Annotated in this window: 17 protein-coding genes; 15 read left to right on the top strand and 2 right to left on the bottom strand. The window is 39.4% G+C overall.

Annotation, left to right across the window (positions count from 1 at the left end):
- The first annotated feature begins 18 nt into the window (after positions 1–18).
- From FAZ25_RS00725 to FAZ25_RS00700, 6 genes are all read left to right on the top strand, one after another.
- Positions 19–1,362, top strand: a complete 1,344-nt coding sequence (locus tag FAZ25_RS00725; RefSeq protein ID WP_227005684.1) for an NAD(P)/FAD-dependent oxidoreductase — start codon at positions 19–21, stop codon at positions 1,360–1,362.
- Positions 1,363–1,464: 102 nt separating this feature from the next.
- Positions 1,465–2,979: an ABC transporter permease/substrate-binding protein gene (locus FAZ25_RS00720; RefSeq protein ID WP_004909082.1), complete on the top strand. Its 1,515-nt coding sequence runs from the start codon at positions 1,465–1,467 to the stop codon at positions 2,977–2,979.
- Positions 2,976–3,431 (top strand): SprT family protein, encoded by a 456-nt coding sequence (locus FAZ25_RS00715; RefSeq protein WP_004903180.1) that lies wholly within the window; start codon positions 2,976–2,978, stop codon positions 3,429–3,431. Before FAZ25_RS00720 ends, FAZ25_RS00715 begins: the two co-directional genes overlap by 4 nt.
- A 52-nt stretch (positions 3,432–3,483) precedes the next feature.
- The gene (locus FAZ25_RS00710; protein WP_004905735.1) at positions 3,484–4,314 is read left to right on the top strand and encodes a Cof-type HAD-IIB family hydrolase; all 831 of its coding nucleotides are present in this window, start codon (positions 3,484–3,486) and stop codon (positions 4,312–4,314) included.
- Between the two features lies 1 nt (position 4,315).
- Positions 4,316–4,516: a hypothetical protein gene (locus FAZ25_RS00705; protein WP_040190134.1), complete on the top strand. Its 201-nt coding sequence runs from the start codon at positions 4,316–4,318 to the stop codon at positions 4,514–4,516.
- A gap of 1 nt (position 4,517) precedes the next feature.
- Complete coding sequence (locus FAZ25_RS00700; RefSeq protein ID WP_036061180.1) at positions 4,518–5,252, top strand: CPBP family intramembrane glutamic endopeptidase; 735 nt, start codon at positions 4,518–4,520, stop codon at positions 5,250–5,252.
- Positions 5,253–5,280: 28 nt separating this feature from the next.
- Here FAZ25_RS00700 and FAZ25_RS00695 read toward each other — a convergent pair whose 3' ends face one another.
- Positions 5,281–6,381: a Xaa-Pro peptidase family protein gene (locus FAZ25_RS00695; protein WP_004903165.1), complete on the bottom strand. Its 1,101-nt coding sequence runs from the start codon at positions 6,379–6,381 to the stop codon at positions 5,281–5,283.
- 212 nt (positions 6,382–6,593) lie between these two features.
- On the opposite strand from FAZ25_RS00695, the gene ccpA reads away from it, so the two are divergent.
- The 4 genes from ccpA to udk all read left to right on the top strand — a co-directional run bounded on the left by ccpA (position 6,594) and on the right by udk (position 11,065).
- A complete protein-coding gene (ccpA, locus tag FAZ25_RS00690; RefSeq protein ID WP_012305072.1) occupies positions 6,594–7,601 on the top strand; it encodes a catabolite control protein A in 1,008 nt (335 codons plus the stop codon).
- A 121-nt stretch (positions 7,602–7,722) separates the two neighbouring features.
- Positions 7,723–9,579, top strand: coding sequence for an acyltransferase family protein (locus FAZ25_RS00685; RefSeq protein ID WP_004908984.1), 1,857 nt, complete (start codon positions 7,723–7,725; stop codon positions 9,577–9,579).
- A gap of 140 nt (positions 9,580–9,719) precedes the next feature.
- Positions 9,720–10,433, top strand: coding sequence for an acetolactate decarboxylase (gene budA / locus FAZ25_RS00680; protein ID WP_004908982.1), 714 nt, complete (start codon positions 9,720–9,722; stop codon positions 10,431–10,433).
- Positions 10,433–11,065 carry a uridine kinase gene (udk, locus tag FAZ25_RS00675; protein WP_004903157.1) on the top strand — a complete coding sequence of 211 codons (633 nt, stop codon included), beginning with the start codon at positions 10,433–10,435 and terminating at the stop codon, positions 11,063–11,065. Before budA ends, udk begins: the two co-directional genes overlap by 1 nt.
- A gap of 33 nt (positions 11,066–11,098) precedes the next feature.
- On the opposite strand, the gene FAZ25_RS00670 is transcribed toward udk, so the two are convergent.
- Positions 11,099–11,950 carry a MurR/RpiR family transcriptional regulator gene (locus FAZ25_RS00670; RefSeq protein WP_004903155.1) on the bottom strand — a complete coding sequence of 284 codons (852 nt, stop codon included), beginning with the start codon at positions 11,948–11,950 and terminating at the stop codon, positions 11,099–11,101.
- A 157-nt stretch (positions 11,951–12,107) separates the two neighbouring features.
- Between FAZ25_RS00670 and gnd the strand changes: the two genes are divergently transcribed.
- From gnd to FAZ25_RS00645, 5 genes are all read left to right on the top strand, one after another.
- Entirely contained in the window at positions 12,108–13,016 is a 909-nt protein-coding gene (gnd, locus tag FAZ25_RS00665) for a phosphogluconate dehydrogenase (NAD(+)-dependent, decarboxylating) (protein WP_004903153.1), read from the top strand.
- A 111-nt stretch (positions 13,017–13,127) separates the two neighbouring features.
- Positions 13,128–14,666, top strand: coding sequence for a gluconokinase (gene gntK / locus FAZ25_RS00660; protein WP_004903151.1), 1,539 nt, complete (start codon positions 13,128–13,130; stop codon positions 14,664–14,666).
- 60 nt (positions 14,667–14,726) lie between these two features.
- Positions 14,727–16,109, top strand: a complete 1,383-nt coding sequence (locus tag FAZ25_RS00655) for a gluconate:H+ symporter (RefSeq protein ID WP_036058559.1) — start codon at positions 14,727–14,729, stop codon at positions 16,107–16,109.
- 102 nt (positions 16,110–16,211) lie between these two features.
- Positions 16,212–17,639: an APC family permease gene (locus FAZ25_RS00650; RefSeq protein WP_004903146.1), complete on the top strand. Its 1,428-nt coding sequence runs from the start codon at positions 16,212–16,214 to the stop codon at positions 17,637–17,639.
- Between the two features lie 68 nt (positions 17,640–17,707).
- Complete coding sequence (locus tag FAZ25_RS00645; protein WP_040189952.1) at positions 17,708–19,042, top strand: aspartate aminotransferase family protein; 1,335 nt, start codon at positions 17,708–17,710, stop codon at positions 19,040–19,042.
- The last annotated feature ends 58 nt before the right edge of the window (positions 19,043–19,100 follow it).

The following is a 19,100-nucleotide window of genomic DNA, read 5'->3' as shown; positions in this document are numbered from 1 at the left end:
TGAAAGTGACGGGGTAAGATGATGACTATTAAAAAATATGATGTAGGTATTATTGGTTCTGGGCCAGCTGGTTTAGCAGCCGCACAAGATTTAAAAAAAGCAGGTAAGTCAGTTGTTGTCATCGAAAAATATCTTTGGGGTGGAACATGTCCAAACTATGGTTGCGATCCTAAAAAATTACTACTGGCTGCTGTGGAAGCCAAAGAAAGTGTTACTTTCTTAGCCGATAAGGGTGTTAAAGGACACAACGCAATTGATTGGTCGGCATTAATGGCGCATAAAACTCAATTTACATCAAAAGTATCAGAAAGCACATTGGCTTCTTTAGCAACAAATGAGATTGATCATGTTTTTGGTCAAGCGCAATTTGTGAATCATAATACAGTTAAGATTGGGGCAACCGATACTACTATCAAGGCGACCGACTGGGTTATTGCCGTTGGTCAACGGCCAGCAAAATTGACTATTCCGGGTGCTGATTTGGCGATTGATTCTGAAGCATTTTTGAGCCTAGCCACAATGCCAAAGGCCATTGCCATTATTGGTGGGGGCTATATTGCATTTGAATTTGCCGCCATAGCAGCGGGCGCAGGTGCCGAGGTACATTTGATTGTGCACAATCAAAGACCTTTGAAGCAATTCAACGAAGAACTAGTCAAGCGCTTAGTCAATGCACTCGAAAAACGCGGGGTAATTATTCACTACAATATGCAAGTTAGTGCCATCAGTCAAGACAATCATGATTTTGTTGTTCATAGCAACCAAAATAGTGGTATAAAAGTCGGAAAAGTTATCAGTGCTGTCGGTAGAATCAGTAATGCAGATACGTTAGCCTTAAATCACGCGGGTGTGATGTATGAGCATTTTGGCGTGAGAGTAAATCAGTATCTCAGAACAACCAACCCTCATATTTATGCTGTTGGAGATGTCGCTAACTCTGGTGTTGCAAAGATTACGCCTGTAGGCGCTTACGAAGGGCGTTATGTAGCTAAGGTAATTGTTAACGCTCAGCAATCACCAATTAATTATCCTGCCATACCAGTTGTTGTCTATGGCACACCTAAGTTAGCTCAAGTTGGTGTAACGCTTGAACAAGCTGAAAACCAGCCAAATCTTACTAGTCACAGTTTAGATATGACAAATTGGTTTAGCTATTATCGTATGGGCGAACCAGTTGTTCATGCTAAAATAATCCTTGATGATGCTGGGGTTATTGTTGGTGCGACTGTAATTGGCACACATGCTGATGAATTAATTAACTATCTCACATCAGCAATTAACCAAAAAGCAAATTATCAAGACGTAACCAATCATATTTATGCTTACCCGACAATCGCCTCTGATTTACCTTACTTCTTTTAATCATTTTGTGGTGTAACGTTCATTTGCTTTTGCGTCATCGCTTTTTTATCTGTACAATGGGCTCTATACAATAAATTATGGATGAAGAAAGGACAGTAAAATATGTGGCATACATTGATTACGCGTCACAGTGAGTTTCTGTCAGCCTTGTGGCAGCATATTCAATTAACAGTCGTTGCAATTATTATTGCCTCTCTAATTGCCATTCCGCTTGCGGTTTGGTCAGAAAAACACCGGCGTTATGCAGAATGGCTTTTACAGATTACCGGCGTATTTCAGACATTACCGTCTTTAGCTGTCTTGGGACTATTAATACCACTAGTTGGCATTGGTACACCGGCGGCACTTATCGCGCTAATCATTTATGCGCTACTGCCAATTTTTCAAAATACTTATCTGGGTTTAACCGGTGTACCACAAGATACCTTAAACGCAGGAAAGGCACTCGGATTATCCAGACGTCGTGTATTAAGATTGATTCAAATTCCTTTGGCTATGCCCAACATTATAGCTGGAATTCGTACAGCAACAGTGCTAATTATCGGAACCGCTACTTTGGCTTCCCTGATTGGCGCAGGTGGCTTAGGTGATTTTATTCTACTTGGCATCGATCGCAATAATACTGACTTGATTTTGATTGGTGCGATTGCTTCGGCAATTTTAGCAATATTAGGCGGTCAACTCATCAATTGGCTGTTTCGCCTGCGAGGTTGGCTACGTCGTATCACCTTATCCTTGTTGCTTATTTTGTTTATTGGTGGCAGTGTTGTGCCATTACTGCCAGATAAGTCAGCACCGCAGACTATCACGATTGCTGGGAAGCTTGGATCCGAACCAGAAATTTTAATTAATATGTATGCACAGTTAATTAAAGCAGAACAACCTAATACTAAGGTTATTTTAAAGCCAAGCTTTGGTGTGACAACATTTTTATATCAAGCATTAAAAAGTAATAAAATTGACATTTACCCTGAATTTACAGGTACAGTAACAGCTTCTCTTGCTAAAAACCCTGTTAAGTTACCGATTGGCGCTGATGCACAAACTACTTATAATGCTGCACAAAAAGTAGCGAAACAACAAGGTCTTCTGTTAACCAAACCAATGCGTTTTAATGATACTTATGCTATTGCGGTGACACAAAAAGCTGCTCAAAAATACGGGCTGAATAGTATCGGCGATTTGACTAAGTTACCAAATGCCAAAGCAGGTATGACGGCAGAATTTTTAGATCGCTCTGATGGCATGCCTGGGGTTGAAAAAATGTATGGGTTAAAAATGCCAACAGTTAGTTTGGATCCAGCATTACGTTACCAAGCAATTAACCAAGATCAAGTCAATGTTGTTGATGCTTATGCTACTGATTCACAATTGGTGGCCTACAAATTAAAAGTGCTTACCGACGACAAACACTTTTTCCCATTTTATCAGGGTGCCGCTTTGATGAAGTCTGAGTTTGCAAGTCGCAATCCACATATTGTTAAAGCCCTAAATCGCTTAGATAATCGAATTTCTAATACCGATATGCAGAAAATGAACTATGCGGTTAATGTTAAGCATGAGAGCGCGTCAAAAGTGGCTAAAGCATACTTGGTTACGCATGGCCTATTGAAATGATGACAGAAATAGAATTACAAAATTTAGTGAAACAAGTGTCCATCAGTTATTTTAACCTGACATTTCAACACAAGGCGTCCTTTAATCGGCGTTTAAAAACTACGGGCGGACGTTATTTACTACAAACTCATAACTTGGAATTTAATCCTAGCATGTCTGATCTACCAGAATTTATCGGTATTATTAAGCATGAGCTGGTACACTATCATTTACACATAGCAAACAAAGGTTATCAACATCGTGATTTAGATTTTAAACAGTTGCTACAGCGTGTTGCAGGCTTAAGATACGCGCCAAAACTATCAGATAGCAAAAAGCATTATCGTTTATGGTTGTATCGTTGTCAAAATCAACACTCAGTTTATCGACAACGTCGCTTTAATACGGCAAACTACCGTTGTGTAAAATGTGGTGAGCGATTTAATTTTATTGGCCAAGTTAACCACGAATAAATTGGCTAGTTTAGGTATAATGTAATTAATGACAGTTGAAAGGTGAAAATACATGATTCAGTTAATTTTATCAGATTTAGATGAAACATTACTTAATGATGATGGTAGTATCAACCCTAAAAATATCGAGGCAATCCAAGATTTTACAAAAAACGGTGGTTATTTCGTCCCAAATACGGGACGCTCATATAAATCAGTTTATGGCACACTCAATACATTAGGCCTTAATCAGCAGACACAATACGTGATATCGTACAATGGTGGTGCTATCGTTGCGATATCACCGGCTGGTGTTGAAAAGGTGATTTTGCAACATGGTATGTCACTTGACTTAGCAAAAAAAATATTTAAGTTGGGACAGGTACAAGCTGATGTTGATACACATATCTACACGCTAGACAAACTGTTTATTTATAATATTTCACCATCGGATAAGAAATATATGGCAGAACGGCAAGTACCCTATACAGCACTAACTGATGATAACCTGACGTTTTTATCAGAAGAAGCACCCATTATGAAAGTTATCTTCGAACATCCAGATCCAGCAGTACGTCAGAAAATAGCTGATGCAGTTACTGCGGTGGTTGAAAAAGACGTGTTGTTGACGTTTAGTTCAGAACGTTATGTTGAATTCAATCCAGAAGGTGTCGATAAAGGCACGGCTGCATTGGAATTAGCTGATATTTTAAATATTTCTCATGAGCGTACTGCTGCTTTGGGAGATAATTTGAATGATGCAGCGCAAATTAAAAAAGCAGGTGTCGGCGTTGCTGTAGCGAATGCTAAACCTGAAATCAAAGCCATTGCTGATGTTGTATTAAAAACGACTAATAATCAAGGTGCTGTTGCTGATTTTATTAATCAGTATGCAGGTCAGTAATATGACAAACCTCATACTACGAATTTTACTTGGTCTATTTTCAGCAGTATTTTTCATACTGCTATTTTTTGTGAGTCGTTCAGCTCACTGGCCAGTACATGTAACGCTGATTTTAGCCATTGTGCTTTTTTTAATTGTCAATATCGGGTATATCGTGTTATTCTATTATGCGCGAAAAGAACATTTGGATAAGGAAGAGTAATTTGCTTAATTTAACAACCCAACCAACACCTAAATATCTGTGGCAGCGTATTGTTAATTTCATCGTTGTTGCATTCTTATTGATGCTGTCGCCAGCATTCTTACAAATTGCAGCTATGCAAAAGTCAGTTTGGCTGCAAATCTTGTTTATCATGATGTTATTTTTATCTTATTTAGCGATTGGCTATTACGCTTATCGCCTGTTAAGGCGCACAACAACAGCGCCGGTATTTCATCGTATTAACGTTAGGCACTGGCAACATATATGGTATATCATTGGCCTGTTTTTTGCGATGTTGGGCATTGAAATGGTTGTTAATTTTTTACGTCTCACATTGACTGGCGATACGACAACTGAAAATCAAGCAGCCATACAATCACTTACAGCACATATCAATTTAGTTATGATTGCTATGATGATTTATGCTATCTTTCTAGCACCGGTAGTGGAAGAAATTGTTTTTCGCGGACTGGTAATTAATTATTTTTTCAGAAAATCTTGGTGGTGGGCAAGTATCATTCTATCGGGTATTTTATTTGCCTTTCCGCATATGGGTAAAATACCAACGAATTTATCAGATGGCTTAAGTTATCTTGTCTACATGTCGATGGGGATGTTTCTAGCCTATGTCTATAAGCATACAGGGAACTTACAAGATAGTATTGCCGTGCATTTTGTCAATAATTTTGTGACAATGATGCCAATATTAATCATGGCATTTGTTAAAGCATTATAAAAAGCTATGTCTTGATAGACATAGCTTTTTATAATTGGTACAGTGATTTAGATGTTGTTGTAAATGGGATAAAACCAGTGTGGCTCATATAACCTGAATCTTCGATACGGACACCGCCCAGACCAGGTATATATATACCTGGCTCAATTGAAAAGGCCATGCCTTCTTGTAATGTTATGTTATTGCCTGCCATAATTGATGGGTACTCGTGAACTGATGTGCCTAAGCCATGACCTAATCGATGCACAAAATAGTCACCATAGCCGGCATCAGTTATAATTTGCCGAGCAATGCCATCCAGTTCAGCGGCTGTCATGCCAACTTTTGCCTGTGATTGCGCTGCTTGTTGTGCTGCCAATGTAACAGCATGAATTTCTTGTAATTTGGGGTCAACCTGTCCAAACGCAATGGTTCGTGAGACGTCAGATGCATACCCTTCGGTTATTGTACCTAGATCAAAAAGGGCCATTTCACCTGTTGCTAATTCACGTGTCGCAGTGGCACCATGAGGGTCGGCAGCATGTGTTCCAAATTGGACTAACGTGTCAAAACTCATGGCTGCGACACCTGATTTTTTTAACTCATATTCTATCTTAGCTGATACAGCTAATTCAGATATACCAGATGTCAAAGCTTGAAAGCCTATGGTCAAAGCACGATCAGCATCCTTTCCAGCAGCCATCATATGCTCAATTTCTGCCGGGGTTTTAAGTAATCGTAGTTGGTTGACTTCATTTGTGACATCAGTTTTAAAGGATAAGCTTGGTAAGGCTGTTTGCAATGCATTAAAGCGGGCAACGCTTAAATGGTCATATTCAATGCCAAATTTTGTCCCTGAAGTTGTCTGTTTAATGTGTTGCGCAAGGATAAGCCAAGGATTTTCATGATCAGCATAGCCAAATGCGGCAAATGGCCAACCACTAGCGCGCATACTATTGACTTCGAGCGCAGGACCAAATAATAGTGGCTCGTGGTCGGAAAAAACAACGAGTGCGAGAACACGTTCGATGGGATCCGATTCAAAGCCTGAAAAATAAGCAACATCATGAAAATTGGTGATAATAGCACCAGACAGTTCATTTTGATTAAGCCATGAGACAAAATGAGTTAATTTTTGTTGATTTACCATAAGATATTATTCCTTCTTCACTTAATGTTAATTACATTTTAACACTTTTAGCTTTGACGTTCCTTTCTTGTAACAAACAGAAACATTGATGAAAACTCGTAAATATAACGTTGTAAGCGTTTGCAATCCTGACTTTTTTTGCTATAATAGACAGAGGTATATTAACACGTTGATGTTTTATGAGATATATGATGATTGAAGAAGGTTAAATGATGCAGAAAAAAAGTTCAGCAACAATTTATGATGTCGCTAATCGCGTTGGGGTATCATTGGCAACAGTGTCGCGCGTCGTCAATGGCAATAGTAATGTGCGTGAATCAACTAAACGCAAAGTATTAGATGCCATTGAAGAATTAGGTTATCATCCTAATGCTGTAGCACGTGGTTTAGCTTCCAAAAAGACAACAACCATTGGTGTTGTTATGCCTGATGTAACGGATATGTATTATTCAGAATTGGCACGTGGTATTGATGATGTTGCAAATATGTACCACTATGACGTGCTATTGACTAATACGGATGAAGATCCGGTACGAGAAACCATGGCAGTCAATAACTTGGCTAGTAAGCAAGTTGATGGCATTATTTTTATGGGGAACGAATTAGATCGTGAAGTTTTAAATACGATTGCGGGCGCCGATGCACCAGTTGTATTGGCGGGATCGATTGATGCTGAAGGCCAACTACCAAGTGTTAATATTGATTATGTTAAAGCAGTTGAAGAAGCTGTTGATACAATGGTCAAAAATAAGCACAAGCGCATCGCACTTGTCACTGGTCCTATGACGCATGCCATCAATAAATTACATCGTTTAGTTGGGTACCAAACTGCTTTAGAAAAGGCTGATATTGTCTTTGATGACAAACTTCTCTTTGTCGCGCATCAAGATTATGCCGCAGGCCTTCAGATTGCTGAGAAAATTTTAGCAGCAGAGGCCGATGGTGTTATTGCTTATGATGACGAAGTGGCACTAGGTATTATGAATTACATGCGCGAGCATGGCAAACGTATCCCTGAAGATTTTGAGATTATTACTTCAAATGATACTAAATTTACTATTGTCACACGACCAGAACTCACATCTATCGGGCAACCAAAGTACGATATCGGTGCTGTGGCTATGCGAATGTTGACCAAGCTGATGAATAATGAAATTATTGATGACACGCAAGTTAAGTTGCCACACACTTTGGAACGTCGTGGCACAACAATTAATTAATAATATCATTGTTTAGAAATATAATAGTAATATTTGACATTTAAACGTTAAAAAAGTAAACTATTAAAAGTGGTTTGCTTTTTATTTTGAACAAATTTACGATGGAAGGTTCATATTTCAAATGACAAAAAAGCGTTATATTAAGGGGTTTGATGGGCTAAGAGCCTTAGCAGTTATTGGTGTAATAGCTTTTCATTTGATGCCTGACAAGCTCGTTGGCGGTTGGTTAGGGGTACCACTTTTTTTTGTTTTGTCAGGATATTTAATTACCGACCTTTTAATCCAAGAATTTGATGATAAGCAACGAATTGCTGCAGTGACATTTTATATACGGCGGTTAAAAAGACTGTATCCAGCATTATTAGGCATGCTCTTATTGAGCATTGTGATTATTTTATTATTTGATCAACAGCTTATTTATAATTTACGCTATACAGTCGTTACTAATTTATTGTACGTCTATAATTTCTGGGCTATTGGGCATGGTGAATCTTATTTTCAACAATTCGGTGGGGCCTCACCGTTTACGCACTTATGGTCATTATCAATAGAGGGACAATTTTATTTAATTTGGCCGTTCATCGTATGGTGGTTATTAAAAAAACAGCTTAAGCGACCATATATTGCGATTATGTTGCTATTTTTATCGTTATTGAGTGCGATAGCCATGGCAGTATTATATCAGCCAGAGGCAATCAATCGCGCTTATTATGGGACAGATACGCGCATGTTTGCTATTCTAATTGGAACGTCTTTGGCATTTTTATGGCCATCTAACCGACTCAATCCGGCGGTTCAGCCAAAAACGCGTGATTTTTTAAATACGACAGGGACAATAGCCTTCATATTAACAATTTGTGGTTTTCTGTGGCTTAATGGGCAACATCAAGGTACTTATTATGGCTTGATGTATTTGTTTACCTTAGTTGTTGCGATATTAATTGCCGTCACGGCGCATCCAGCTTCGTGGTATGGTCATCTACTCGACCAACCAATCTTGAATTACTTAGGCACCCGGAGTTATAGCATTTACTTATATCAGTTGCCAGTTTTTGTTTTTTATGAAAAGTTAATCCCAAATTATCAGCCTAATCTGCTCAATATGGTCATTGAAGTTGCGATTGTGCTTTTACTCAGTGAGCTGAGTTATCGTTTTGTTGAGAATATTTTTCGTCAGCCGGCTGCCTTTAAACTTGTCATCATGCGCCTGGCGAGATCACGCAATTTGTTTTTTGCTGTCATGATTGCGCTTGTTTGTCTGACGGTGTTTATTGGTAACGGCTTACTTGATCATCGGGCGGGTATGGCACAGCCAGAAACCAAATTGCAGAAGCAACTCAAATCTAATCAACAAAAAGTTGCGCAACGGAACGCTAAGGCAGCGCAAGGCAAAACTAATAAACATGATGCCTCTGAATCAACTAAATTGACACCGGCACAACAAACAATTATTTCAAGCTATGGATTGAAAAAATCACAATATTTGGCCTTTAAAGAGATGTCATTTACAGCAATTGGGGACTCAGTGATGTTAGATGCAGCTCCATACTTACAAGAAGTAAATGAAAATATATTCGTTGATGCTGCTGTGGGACGTCAATCTTACCAAACACCGGACCTTGTTGCCCAGATGTCATCACAAGGTAAGTTAGCCTCTAATATTGTGATTGGTTTGGGGACAAATGGTGATATTAAACGACAAGATCTTGACAAAATGATGCAGACATTTGGTAAAAAGAGACAAGTTTATTGGTTTAATAATTTTGTTCAAAGCCGTTCTTGGCAGAATGATAATAATCAGATGTTAGCTGATGCGCAGAAACAATACAGTAATTTACATGTGATTGATTGGTTTGATTTAGCAAAACAGCATTTAGACTGGTTCGCTGATGATGGTGTGCATCCTGGGCCAACTGGTGATCGCAATTATGTTCGTTTGCTAGTTGAAAGTGTTGCACGCACTAAAAACAGTCATTAAGCTACCGAAAGGTCGCTTTTTTTGTTTGAAATTGTTAAACAGTTCAGTAAAGGCTTTACAGTCCATTTTTATTCGCTTAAAATGAAGTTAATAAGATATGGAGGAAGTGCGTCAGATAGGATGCATAGTAGATGAACATAATGAGTAGTTTATATCAACACGGTACTTTAGCCATGCTTATGGGCAAACAATTACAAGGCACCATTACAGTCGCGGAGTTATTAACACACGGGGATACAGGTATTGGCACTTTAACTGGTCTAGATGGCGAAGTTATTGTTTTAGATGGTGAGGTTTATCAAGCAACAAGTGATGGCAAACTGAACCATATCACTGATAAGGATACCAAGATGCCATTTGTGTCGGTACATTTTAATCAGCCAACGCGCCGACTACCTTTTTCCGAGACATCAACCGACACATTAAGTCAACAACTAAAGTCAGAAAAGTTGACTAATATTTTTGCCGCAGTCAAATTCCATGGTGACTTTTCAAATATGCATGTTCGTGTCGCACAGAAACAAGAAACACCATATCCAAGTCTATTAGAAGTTGCAACAAACCAATCAGAATTTCAAGAGAAAGATATTAGTGGGACCATTGTTGGTTATTTTGCCCCTAGCGTCTTTAGTGGCCCTACGGCTGCAGGGTGGCATATTCACTTTTTGTCAGATGATAAAAAGTTTGGTGGCCACATTCTTGATTTTGAAGGCCAGAACATTGACGGGACGTTACAGATTTTCGATGAATTTAGACAACATTTCCCACTTGAAGATAGCGATTTTAGAGATATGTCTCTTAACCTAGAGGGTTTGTCAGATGATATTGCTACTAGTGAGGGAGGAAAACAATAATGGGATTGAAACCCTTAGTGATTGGTATTACAGGTGGTTCCGGTTCGGGGAAAACGACTGTTAGTCGTGAGTTAGTACGCCGATTGACAGAAGATGGTTCTTCAGCTATATTACTTCAGCAAGATTCTTACTATAAAGATCAATCTGACAAACCAATGTCAGAACGTGTTAAGACAAATTATGATCATCCAGATTCTTTCGAAACAGATTTATTTGTATCTGACTTACGACGTTTATTACGTCATGAAGCAATTAGTAAGCCAATATATGATTATCCAAATCATACGCGCGCCAAAGAAGTTGAACCTGTTGAGCCAGCAGATGTCATCATTGTAGATGGCGTTTTGTTATTTAACGATTCGCGTGTACGTGACTTATTAGATATGAAAATATTTGTTGATACAGATGATGATATTCGCTTTTTGCGTCGTTTGGAACGCGATATTGATGAACGTGGTAGAACAGTACGCGGTGTCATTGACCAGTATTTGGCAACTGTTAAGCCTATGTATCATCAATTCGTTGAACCAACTAAACGATATGCTAATATTATTGTCCCAGAAGGGGGCGAGAATTTAGTTGCTATTGACATGTTGACTAATCAAGCAAAGGCCATGTTAAAACAAAATTAGATATTAAAAGCGCTGACAATATTGTCAGCGCTTTTAATGTGCACGCGTTTCTTCGATAGTTGTCCGCATGGTATCGACTACATCTTGTGTTCGTGTCGATAATTGCGAACCAACTAATGTAAACAACGTGTCAATGATTGTAATTTGGGCAATCAGCGAACTCATTGATTCACTACGAAAATTAATTTCTTCAGCCAAGGATAATAAGACTAGGTCAGCTGATTTGGCTAAGGGCGATTCAGCAAAAGCCGTAATAGCAATTACTTTAACGTGATTTTCTTTTAATTTTTGTGCAATAAGTAAGGTATCTTTGTTGCGTCCGGAATGAGAAATCACGACAGCGGCGTCATGATTATTTAGTTTGACAGCTTGCATGAGTTGAATATCGTAATCGGGATGGGCGATGACATTTAATGGTGTACGTAAAAATTTATGGTATGCATTAAACGCAACTAGAGATGAGCCGCCAATACCAAAAAAGCCGACACGATTAGCAGCCACTAGATAGTGTGTTGCTGTGTCTAACATACTGGCTGTTAAATGATTAACAGTCGCCTTGAGGGCGTTGCTGGCCCCAGCAAAAACTTTTTGAGCAATCGCATCAGTGTCATCATTATCTGTAATTTCACCAAAAAAATCGACAGGCGAAAGCGTTGTGGTGGCACTGGCCAATGACATTGAAAAATCACGAAAGGAGTCAAATCCAATTTTTTTAGCAAAACGTGAAATCGTTGCGGTTGAAACGCCTGAACCATTAGAGAGTTCCCTAATGGTTGCTTCTCTTGCGCGAACAGTGTCTTGCAAAATATAGTCAATTAACTTATTTTCGGTGCTATTATATTGTTTTTTTTGTGCACGTAATTGTTCAATGATATTTTGAGCCATATGCCATTCTCCGATGATTACATAATGTGAATAACTTATTATAGTTAACTATACAAGAAAAGAAAAATATTTACAATAACAGGGTTGCAATATGTAAAAAATTTTCATATAATGAAATAGTAGTAAAAATACAAAACATATAAGAGGTAAGTGAACCATGAAGTTTGCGATGATCGGCCTTGGTAAGATGGGCTTGAACTTGGTAAAGAACGCCGTTGATAACGGTCACGAAGTTGTTGCGTTTGATTTGAACGCTGACTTTGTTAAGGCAGCAACTGATTACTCATCAGCAATTGAAGGGGCATCAGATATTGACGACATGCTATCAAAGTTGCCTTCACCAAAGGCTGTTTGGGTAATGGTACCAGCTGGTGTACCAACTAACTCAACAATTGATACATTGATTTCAAAGATGGACAAGGGCGATATCATCATTGATGGTGGTAACTCAAACTATAAAGACAACTTGGAACAAAACAAGCGTACAACTGCTGCAGGTATTAAGTTCTTCGACGCCGGTACTTCAGGCGGTATGAATGGTGCCCGTAACGGTGGTAACTTCATGATTGGTGGCGATGATGCCGAATCATGGAAGATTATCGAACCATTGTTCAAGTCAATTGCCGAAGAAGATGGTTACTTGTACACAGGTCGTTTGGGTTCAGGTCACTATTTGAAGATGGTTCACAACGGTATCGAATACGGTATGATGCAAGCAATTGCTGAAGGATTCGAAGTCTTGGAAGCTTCTCAATTTGATTACGACTATGAAGCTGTTTCAAAGTTGTGGAATCATGGTTCAGTTATCCGCTCATGGTTGATGGAATTGGCTGAAGAACAATTCGCAAAGGATCCTAAGTTGGATGCTATTGCTGGTCGTATGCACTCATCTGGTGAAGGTAAGTGGACAGTTCAAGAATCATTGGATCTTGATGTACCAGCACCTGTTATTTACTTGTCACTTGCTATGCGTTACCGTTCATTGCAAGATGATACATTTACAGGTAAGGTTGTCTCAGCTTTGCGTAATGGCTTTGGTGGTCACGCAATGGATTCAGCTAAGTAATATAATGATTAAACCTGCTCAAGATATTTTGAGTAGCAGCTCCCGAGTAGGGAGCTTTTTCTGTTTGGTTTAGCATTTGATTAACGCTTATCAATAGATATGAGGTGAATTATGGAATATATGATTGGTGTCGATCTTGGCACAACATCAACTAAAGCAGTTTTGTTTGATGATCGCAACCAAGTTGTAGCTAGCGCTAATAAGGGGTATCAACTTTATCGTGATATACCAGATATGGCCGAAGAAGATTTGAATGAGATATTTGAAGCTTTGATTGATGCCTTAAGTGATGTCGTTCGGCAGGCTAACTTATCAGAAGGCAATAAAATATCAGCTGTATCATTTTCATCAGCTATGCATTCATTAATTGCCTTCGATAAGAACTGGCAGCCGTTAACACGCGTGATAACATGGGCTGATACGCGTGCTGTCAAATACACTGAAGAACTTAAACGAACAGGTCTTGGCCAAGAGATTTATCAAAAAACTGGTACACCAATTCACCCGATGGCTCCTTTGTCAAAGCTACTATGGTTAAAGACGGAACACGAAGATGTTTATAACCAAGCAGCACATTATCTTGGCATTAAAGAATACCTTTTCCACCGGTTGTTTGGTGTCAATAAAATGGATATTTCTCTAGCTTCTGGTACAGGTTTGTTTAATATTTTCAATTTAGATTGGGACGAACAAGCTTTATCAGTAACAGGGTTACAAAAAGCACAATTGCCAATGACTGTAGAGCCTTATGCCTATGAAACAAATATGGCAGCAGAATATGCAGCTGTTATTGGGATACCTGCTGATACACCGTTTGTCTACGGTGCTGGGGATGGCCCATTGTCAAACTTGGGTGTTAATGCGATTCAGCCAGGTGTTGCAGCTATTACCATTGGTACGTCTGGTGCTATTCGAGTAGTTGCTGATCATCCGGTGATTGATCCGAAAGGTCGAACCTTTACTTATGCTTTAGACAAAGAACATTGGGTAGTTGGTGGACCGGTTAATAACGGTGGGGATGTTTTCCGTTGGGCGCGAGATAATATGTTTGACGCCGAAAAGTCAACTGCTGCCTTGCTTGGTACAGATGCATATGATTTGATGACACAAATCGCTGCACGCGTACCAGCTGGTTCAGAAGGCTTAATATTCCATCCTTACTTAGGTGGCGAGCGTGCGCCAATCTGGGATGCTAATGCTCGTGGGTCATTCTTTGGTCTAAATCATGGTCACACACGAGCACATATGTTGCGATCAGTTTTGGAAGGCATTACATTTAATGTTTACATGGTGAGCTTAGCACTTGAAGAAGTAGTTGGCGATTTGAAGTCTATTCAAGCCACGGGTGGTTTTGCGCGGTCACCATTATGGCGTCAAATGTTTGCAGATATTTTTGAGCAACCAGTGACTGTGCCTGAAGCATTTGAATCAGGTGCTTTGGCTGCCGTTATTGTGGCACAAAAAGCATTGGGTCAGATTGATAATCTTAATGAAATTGAGAAGTACATCGGCTCAGCGAACACGTATCAACCAATGCCTGAAAACTTTCAGGCATATCGTGAACTGGCACCAATTTTTATTCGCTTGTCACGTCAGTTACAGACTGAATACGAAAACATAGCAAATTATCAACGTAAGCATTCTAAATAAATTATTTTATAGAGGTTAGGAGAAAACGCGCTGCGTATGTCACGCGTTACATATTAAAACATGGAATTTGTCATGTTAATTATTTCAATTTTAATTTTGCTTGTTTTGATTGCTAAATTTAAATTGAACACATTTGTTGCTTTAATTATTACAGCCTTTATTTTGGCTTTACTATTAGGCATGGCGCCAATGAAAATTCCTGATGCGGTCCTTGGCGCTCAGGGTGTTGGGAATATTTTAGGTCCCAATTCTGTTATCTTTATTTTTGGTGGCATGATAGGGCGTTTGGTTGCTGATGCAGGTGGATCGTATCGCATTGCTAAAACGTTAATTGATTGGTTCGGTGTGAAACGATTACAATGGGCAGTTCTGATTGCGTCATTTATTATTGGAATTTCAATGATATTTGGTGTCGGCATGGTCTTGTTGATTCCAATTGTTTTTGCGGTAGCTATTGAAGCAGGGGTACCTTTGTTGTACCTTGGTGTCTCAATGACAGCAGCATTGTCATCAGCACAAGGCTTTTTGCCACCACAGCCAGCACCAACAGCTGTTGCTTCAGCCTTAGGCGCTAATATTGGGATGATGTTGATTTTTGGTTTAATTGTTGCTGTAATTACTGCAGTTGTGGCAGGACCAGCTTTTACAAAATTAGCACAAAAATATGCGCCAGATGCATTCCAATTTAAAACAGAAATTGAAGCTGTTGGTCCGGTTAAAGAATACGATTTGAATACAACACCTAAATTTGGTTTATCTGTTTTGACATCTGTATTCCCGTTAGTATTTATGATTATTGCGACCGTCTATAAATTAATTTATACTGGCGGAGTAACACCTAAGAATCCTACGCTAGTCGATCAAATCGTTGAGTTTGCTGCTAATCCTGCGGTAGCTATGACTATTGCCCTGATTTTTGCAATATTTACAATGGGCATTTGGCAACATAAGTCAATGACTGAAGTTGGTAAATCATTAAATGAAGGAATGTCGGCAGTAGCAGGTATCTTACTTATTGTTGGTGGTGGTGGTGCTTTGCGTGGTGTGTTGGTAACATCTGGTTTGTCAGATAAGATTGCGACAACATTCCAGGCAGGTGGTGCCATGAGCCCTATTGCAATTGTCTTATTTGCGTGGGGAGTTGCTGCTGTTTTGCGCGTATCCGTTGGTTCAGCAACTGTCGCAGGTATGACTGCTGCAGGTATCGTAACAGGTATCTTAGCAGCCAACCCAGGAAATACATTATTACCGGTATTTGTCGCATTAGCCATCGGCGCGGGATCATTAATTGCTTCCCACGTTAATGATGCTGGATTTTGGATTTTTAAAGAATTCTTTGATTTATCCGTTAAGCAAACTTTCCAAATCTGGACAGTGCTTGAAACGATTATCTCTGTAACAGGTTTGATTGTCATATTAATCATGACAACAATATTTGCATAAGTTTTCAGAAAACAGAATTTTAATTCTGTTTTTTTATTGACAGAAATATTAGAAAATGTTAATATTATCCAAGTAACTTTTGTAACCTTTGGAGGGATAAATATGTCGGAATCTAAACCGAGAGGCGGCTGGTTTCATAAAGCCAGTCCGTCAAGTTTTGAAATAAGTGATGCACACCTGCAAAAAACTCTTGGTGTGAAAGAAATGCTGGCGCTTGGTATTGGTACTATTGTGTCAACAGCAATTTTCACGTTACCAGGAATTGTTGCAGCTAAGCATGCAGGTCCAGCGGTAGCAATTTCATTCGTAATTGCTGCTGTTGTTTCTGGCCTTGCAGCATTTGCTTATGCTGAATTTGCTTCGGCTTTGCCTTTTGCCGGCTCAGCATATTCATGGGCTAACGTTGTTTTCGGTGAAGTATTTGGGTGGATTGCCGGTTGGGCACTACTAGCTGAATATTTTATCGCCGTAGCCTTTGTTGCTTCAGGTTGGTCTGCTAATTTCAAACTATTCTTGGCATCACATCAACTTGCTTTACCACCTGCTTTAGCAGGTTCATTTGCGGCAGGCAATGGTGGTGTAATCGATCTTTCGGCCCTCTTTGCAGTGCTTATTGTGACAATCTTATTGTGGCGTGGTACCAATACAACAGCGCGGGTTGAAAATGTTTTGGTTATCGGTAAGGTGTTAGTTATTCTGATTTTCATTGGTGTTGGTTTGACGGCTATTCATCCTGCAAACTATGTCCCATTTATTCCAGCGCATAAGCCTGGTACCGATTTTGGTGGTTGGCAAGGTATTTTTGCCGGCGCAGCACAAATCTTTTTAGCTTATATTGGTTTTGACTCTATTGCTGCTAATTCAGCAGAAGCAAAAGATCCGAAAAAGACAATGCCGCGTGGGATTATCGGCTCATTAGTTATTGCCACAATATTGTTTGTAACGGTTGCTTTAGTATTGGTTGGTATGTTCCATTATTCAAAGTATGCTAACAATGCCGCACCAGCTGCATGGGCATTGCTTAACTCTGGCCATGAATTCACTTCAAACTTGCTATCTGTTGTCGCCTTAGTTGGTATGTTTACTGCGATTATTGGGATGATGCTAGCTGGATCACGTTTGCTTTATGCTTTTGGCCGTGATGGTTTGCTACCTAAATTTCTAGGTAAGGTCAATGACAAAGGTTTGCCTAATAACGCTTTGTTAGTCTTATCTGTGATTGCCATTTTAATTGGTTCAGTCTTTAGCTTTACTGAATTGGCAGGTTTAATTTCTGCTGGTACGTTAATCGCCTTTATTATTGTGTCATTAGGGGTTTACGCTTTGCGTCCGCGTGAAGGAAAGGATATTCCAGTTCCTGGCTTTAAAATGCCACTTTATCCTGTACTGCCTGCTCTAGCAGCCCTTGGATCAGGATTTATTTTCTATCAGTTGGATAATCAAGCAAAGTTATATGCTTTTGGTTGGTTTGTCCTTGGTTTGATTATTTATGCAGCTTATGGTGCACGTCATAGCAAAATTTCACGTTAATAATCACACCGAAGTCCTGTTTATACAGGGCTTTTATTGTACAAAAATAGAGAAATGGGGCGGGAAATATGTCTAACAATAAAAAAATTTTAGCGGAAGAAAAACGATATTTGGCAGATACCTCACGAGTAAAATATTTCGATGTTGTCATTGATCATGGTAAAGGCGCAACAATTACAGACGCTGATGGGCGTGATTATATCGATTTATTAGCTAGTGCTAGTGCCACAAATACAGGACATTCACATCCACATGTTGTTGCAGCCATTGCCGAGCAAGCGGAGAAACTGATTCAGTATACACCTGCATATTTTGCTAATACAACGACGGCCAAATTGACACAACGTTTGGCTAAACTAGCACCCGGCCAATTTGAAAAACAAGTGGTATTTGGTAATTCAGGATCAGATGCCAACGATGCTATTATTAAGTTTGCACGTGCATATACAGGCAGACAATATATTGTGAGTTTTACTGGTGCTTATCATGGTTCGACTTACGGCGCCATATCGATATCTGGTGTGAGCTTAAATATGACGCGAAAAATCGGCCCTTTATTACCAGAAGTTGTCAAAGTGCCTTTTCCCGATCAAAATCAACGACTGGAAAATGAAAGTGATGATGATTTTTCAGAACGCTTATTTAAGCAATTTAAATTGCCATTTGAAACTTATTTGCCGGCAGACGATGTCGCGTTAGTCATTATCGAACCAATTCAAGGCGATGGCGGCATTGTCAAAGCGCCACAGAAATATATGGATTTGGTCTACCAGTTTACGCGAGATCATGGCATCGTTTTTGCAGTAGACGAAGTAAATCAAGGCTTAGGACGTACGGGTAAGTTATGGTCAATTGATCATTTTGGTATTGCGCCGGATTTGATGAGCGTTGGGAAGTCAATAGCTAGTGGGTTACCGCTTAGTGCAGTGATTGGTCGGCGAGAAATTATGGCTAGTTTATCAGCACCGGCTAATGTCTATACAACAGCCGGGAATCCAGTAACAGCTGCCGCTGCGATGGCCACGTTAGATGTGATTGAAACCGAACAATTAGTGGCGCGTTCAGAGCGAATGGGGAATTTTGCCAAAGTATTTTTTGAAAAAGCAGCTAATCGTTATGATTTTATTGGTGATGTTCGTATGTACGGTTTAAATGGGGGCATTGATATCGTTGATTCACAAGGGCAACCAGATGATGAAGCGACAACTAAATTAATTTATCGTATTTTTGAATTAGGGGCAATTATGATTAGTTTACGTGGCAATACGCTGCGTTTTCAGCCACCACTTGTGATAACGCAAGCAGCACTAGAATCAGCATTTACTATGATATCCCAGGCGTTTTCAGAGCTTGAAGCTGGGCAGCTTACTTTGCCAGAAACGGATAATCACATTGGCTGGTAATGTGCTATAATAATTTAAGAAATCTGGATATATAAAATTTACGTTTGGCAGTTAGAAA

Origin of the sequence: Leuconostoc sp. LN180020 (assembly GCF_014844115.1) — a bacterium.
Classification (GTDB): Bacteria; Bacillota; Bacilli; order Lactobacillales; family Lactobacillaceae; genus Leuconostoc; species Leuconostoc citreum.
The sequence above is the reverse complement of the archived record's forward strand: the minus strand, read 5'-3'. Positions and strand labels throughout refer to the sequence as shown.

What these genes read in the sequence shown, in the direction of transcription:
- FAZ25_RS00725 (WP_227005684.1), top strand. Translation starts at nt 19, where the DNA reads ATGATGACTATTAAAAAATATGATGTAGGTATTATTGGTTCTGGGCCA.
- FAZ25_RS00720 (WP_004909082.1), top strand. Translation starts at nt 1,465, where the DNA reads ATGTGGCATACATTGATTACGCGTCACAGTGAGTTTCTGTCAGCCTTG.
- FAZ25_RS00715 (WP_004903180.1), top strand. Translation starts at nt 2,976, where the DNA reads ATGATGACAGAAATAGAATTACAAAATTTAGTGAAACAAGTGTCCATC.
- FAZ25_RS00710 (WP_004905735.1), top strand. Translation starts at nt 3,484, where the DNA reads ATGATTCAGTTAATTTTATCAGATTTAGATGAAACATTACTTAATGAT.
- FAZ25_RS00705 (WP_040190134.1), top strand. Translation starts at nt 4,316, where the DNA reads ATGACAAACCTCATACTACGAATTTTACTTGGTCTATTTTCAGCAGTA.
- FAZ25_RS00695 (WP_004903165.1), bottom strand. Translation starts at nt 6,381, where the DNA reads ATGGTAAATCAACAAAAATTAACTCATTTTGTCTCATGGCTTAATCAA.
- ccpA (WP_012305072.1), top strand. Translation starts at nt 6,594, where the DNA reads ATGCAGAAAAAAAGTTCAGCAACAATTTATGATGTCGCTAATCGCGTT.
- FAZ25_RS00685 (WP_004908984.1), top strand. Translation starts at nt 7,723, where the DNA reads ATGACAAAAAAGCGTTATATTAAGGGGTTTGATGGGCTAAGAGCCTTA.
- budA (WP_004908982.1), top strand. Translation starts at nt 9,720, where the DNA reads ATGAGTAGTTTATATCAACACGGTACTTTAGCCATGCTTATGGGCAAA.
- udk (WP_004903157.1), top strand. Translation starts at nt 10,433, where the DNA reads ATGGGATTGAAACCCTTAGTGATTGGTATTACAGGTGGTTCCGGTTCG.
- FAZ25_RS00670 (WP_004903155.1), bottom strand. Translation starts at nt 11,950, where the DNA reads ATGGCTCAAAATATCATTGAACAATTACGTGCACAAAAAAAACAATAT.
- gnd (WP_004903153.1), top strand. Translation starts at nt 12,108, where the DNA reads ATGAAGTTTGCGATGATCGGCCTTGGTAAGATGGGCTTGAACTTGGTA.
- gntK (WP_004903151.1), top strand. Translation starts at nt 13,128, where the DNA reads ATGGAATATATGATTGGTGTCGATCTTGGCACAACATCAACTAAAGCA.
- FAZ25_RS00655 (WP_036058559.1), top strand. Translation starts at nt 14,727, where the DNA reads ATGGAATTTGTCATGTTAATTATTTCAATTTTAATTTTGCTTGTTTTG.
- FAZ25_RS00650 (WP_004903146.1), top strand. Translation starts at nt 16,212, where the DNA reads ATGTCGGAATCTAAACCGAGAGGCGGCTGGTTTCATAAAGCCAGTCCG.
- FAZ25_RS00645 (WP_040189952.1), top strand. Translation starts at nt 17,708, where the DNA reads ATGTCTAACAATAAAAAAATTTTAGCGGAAGAAAAACGATATTTGGCA.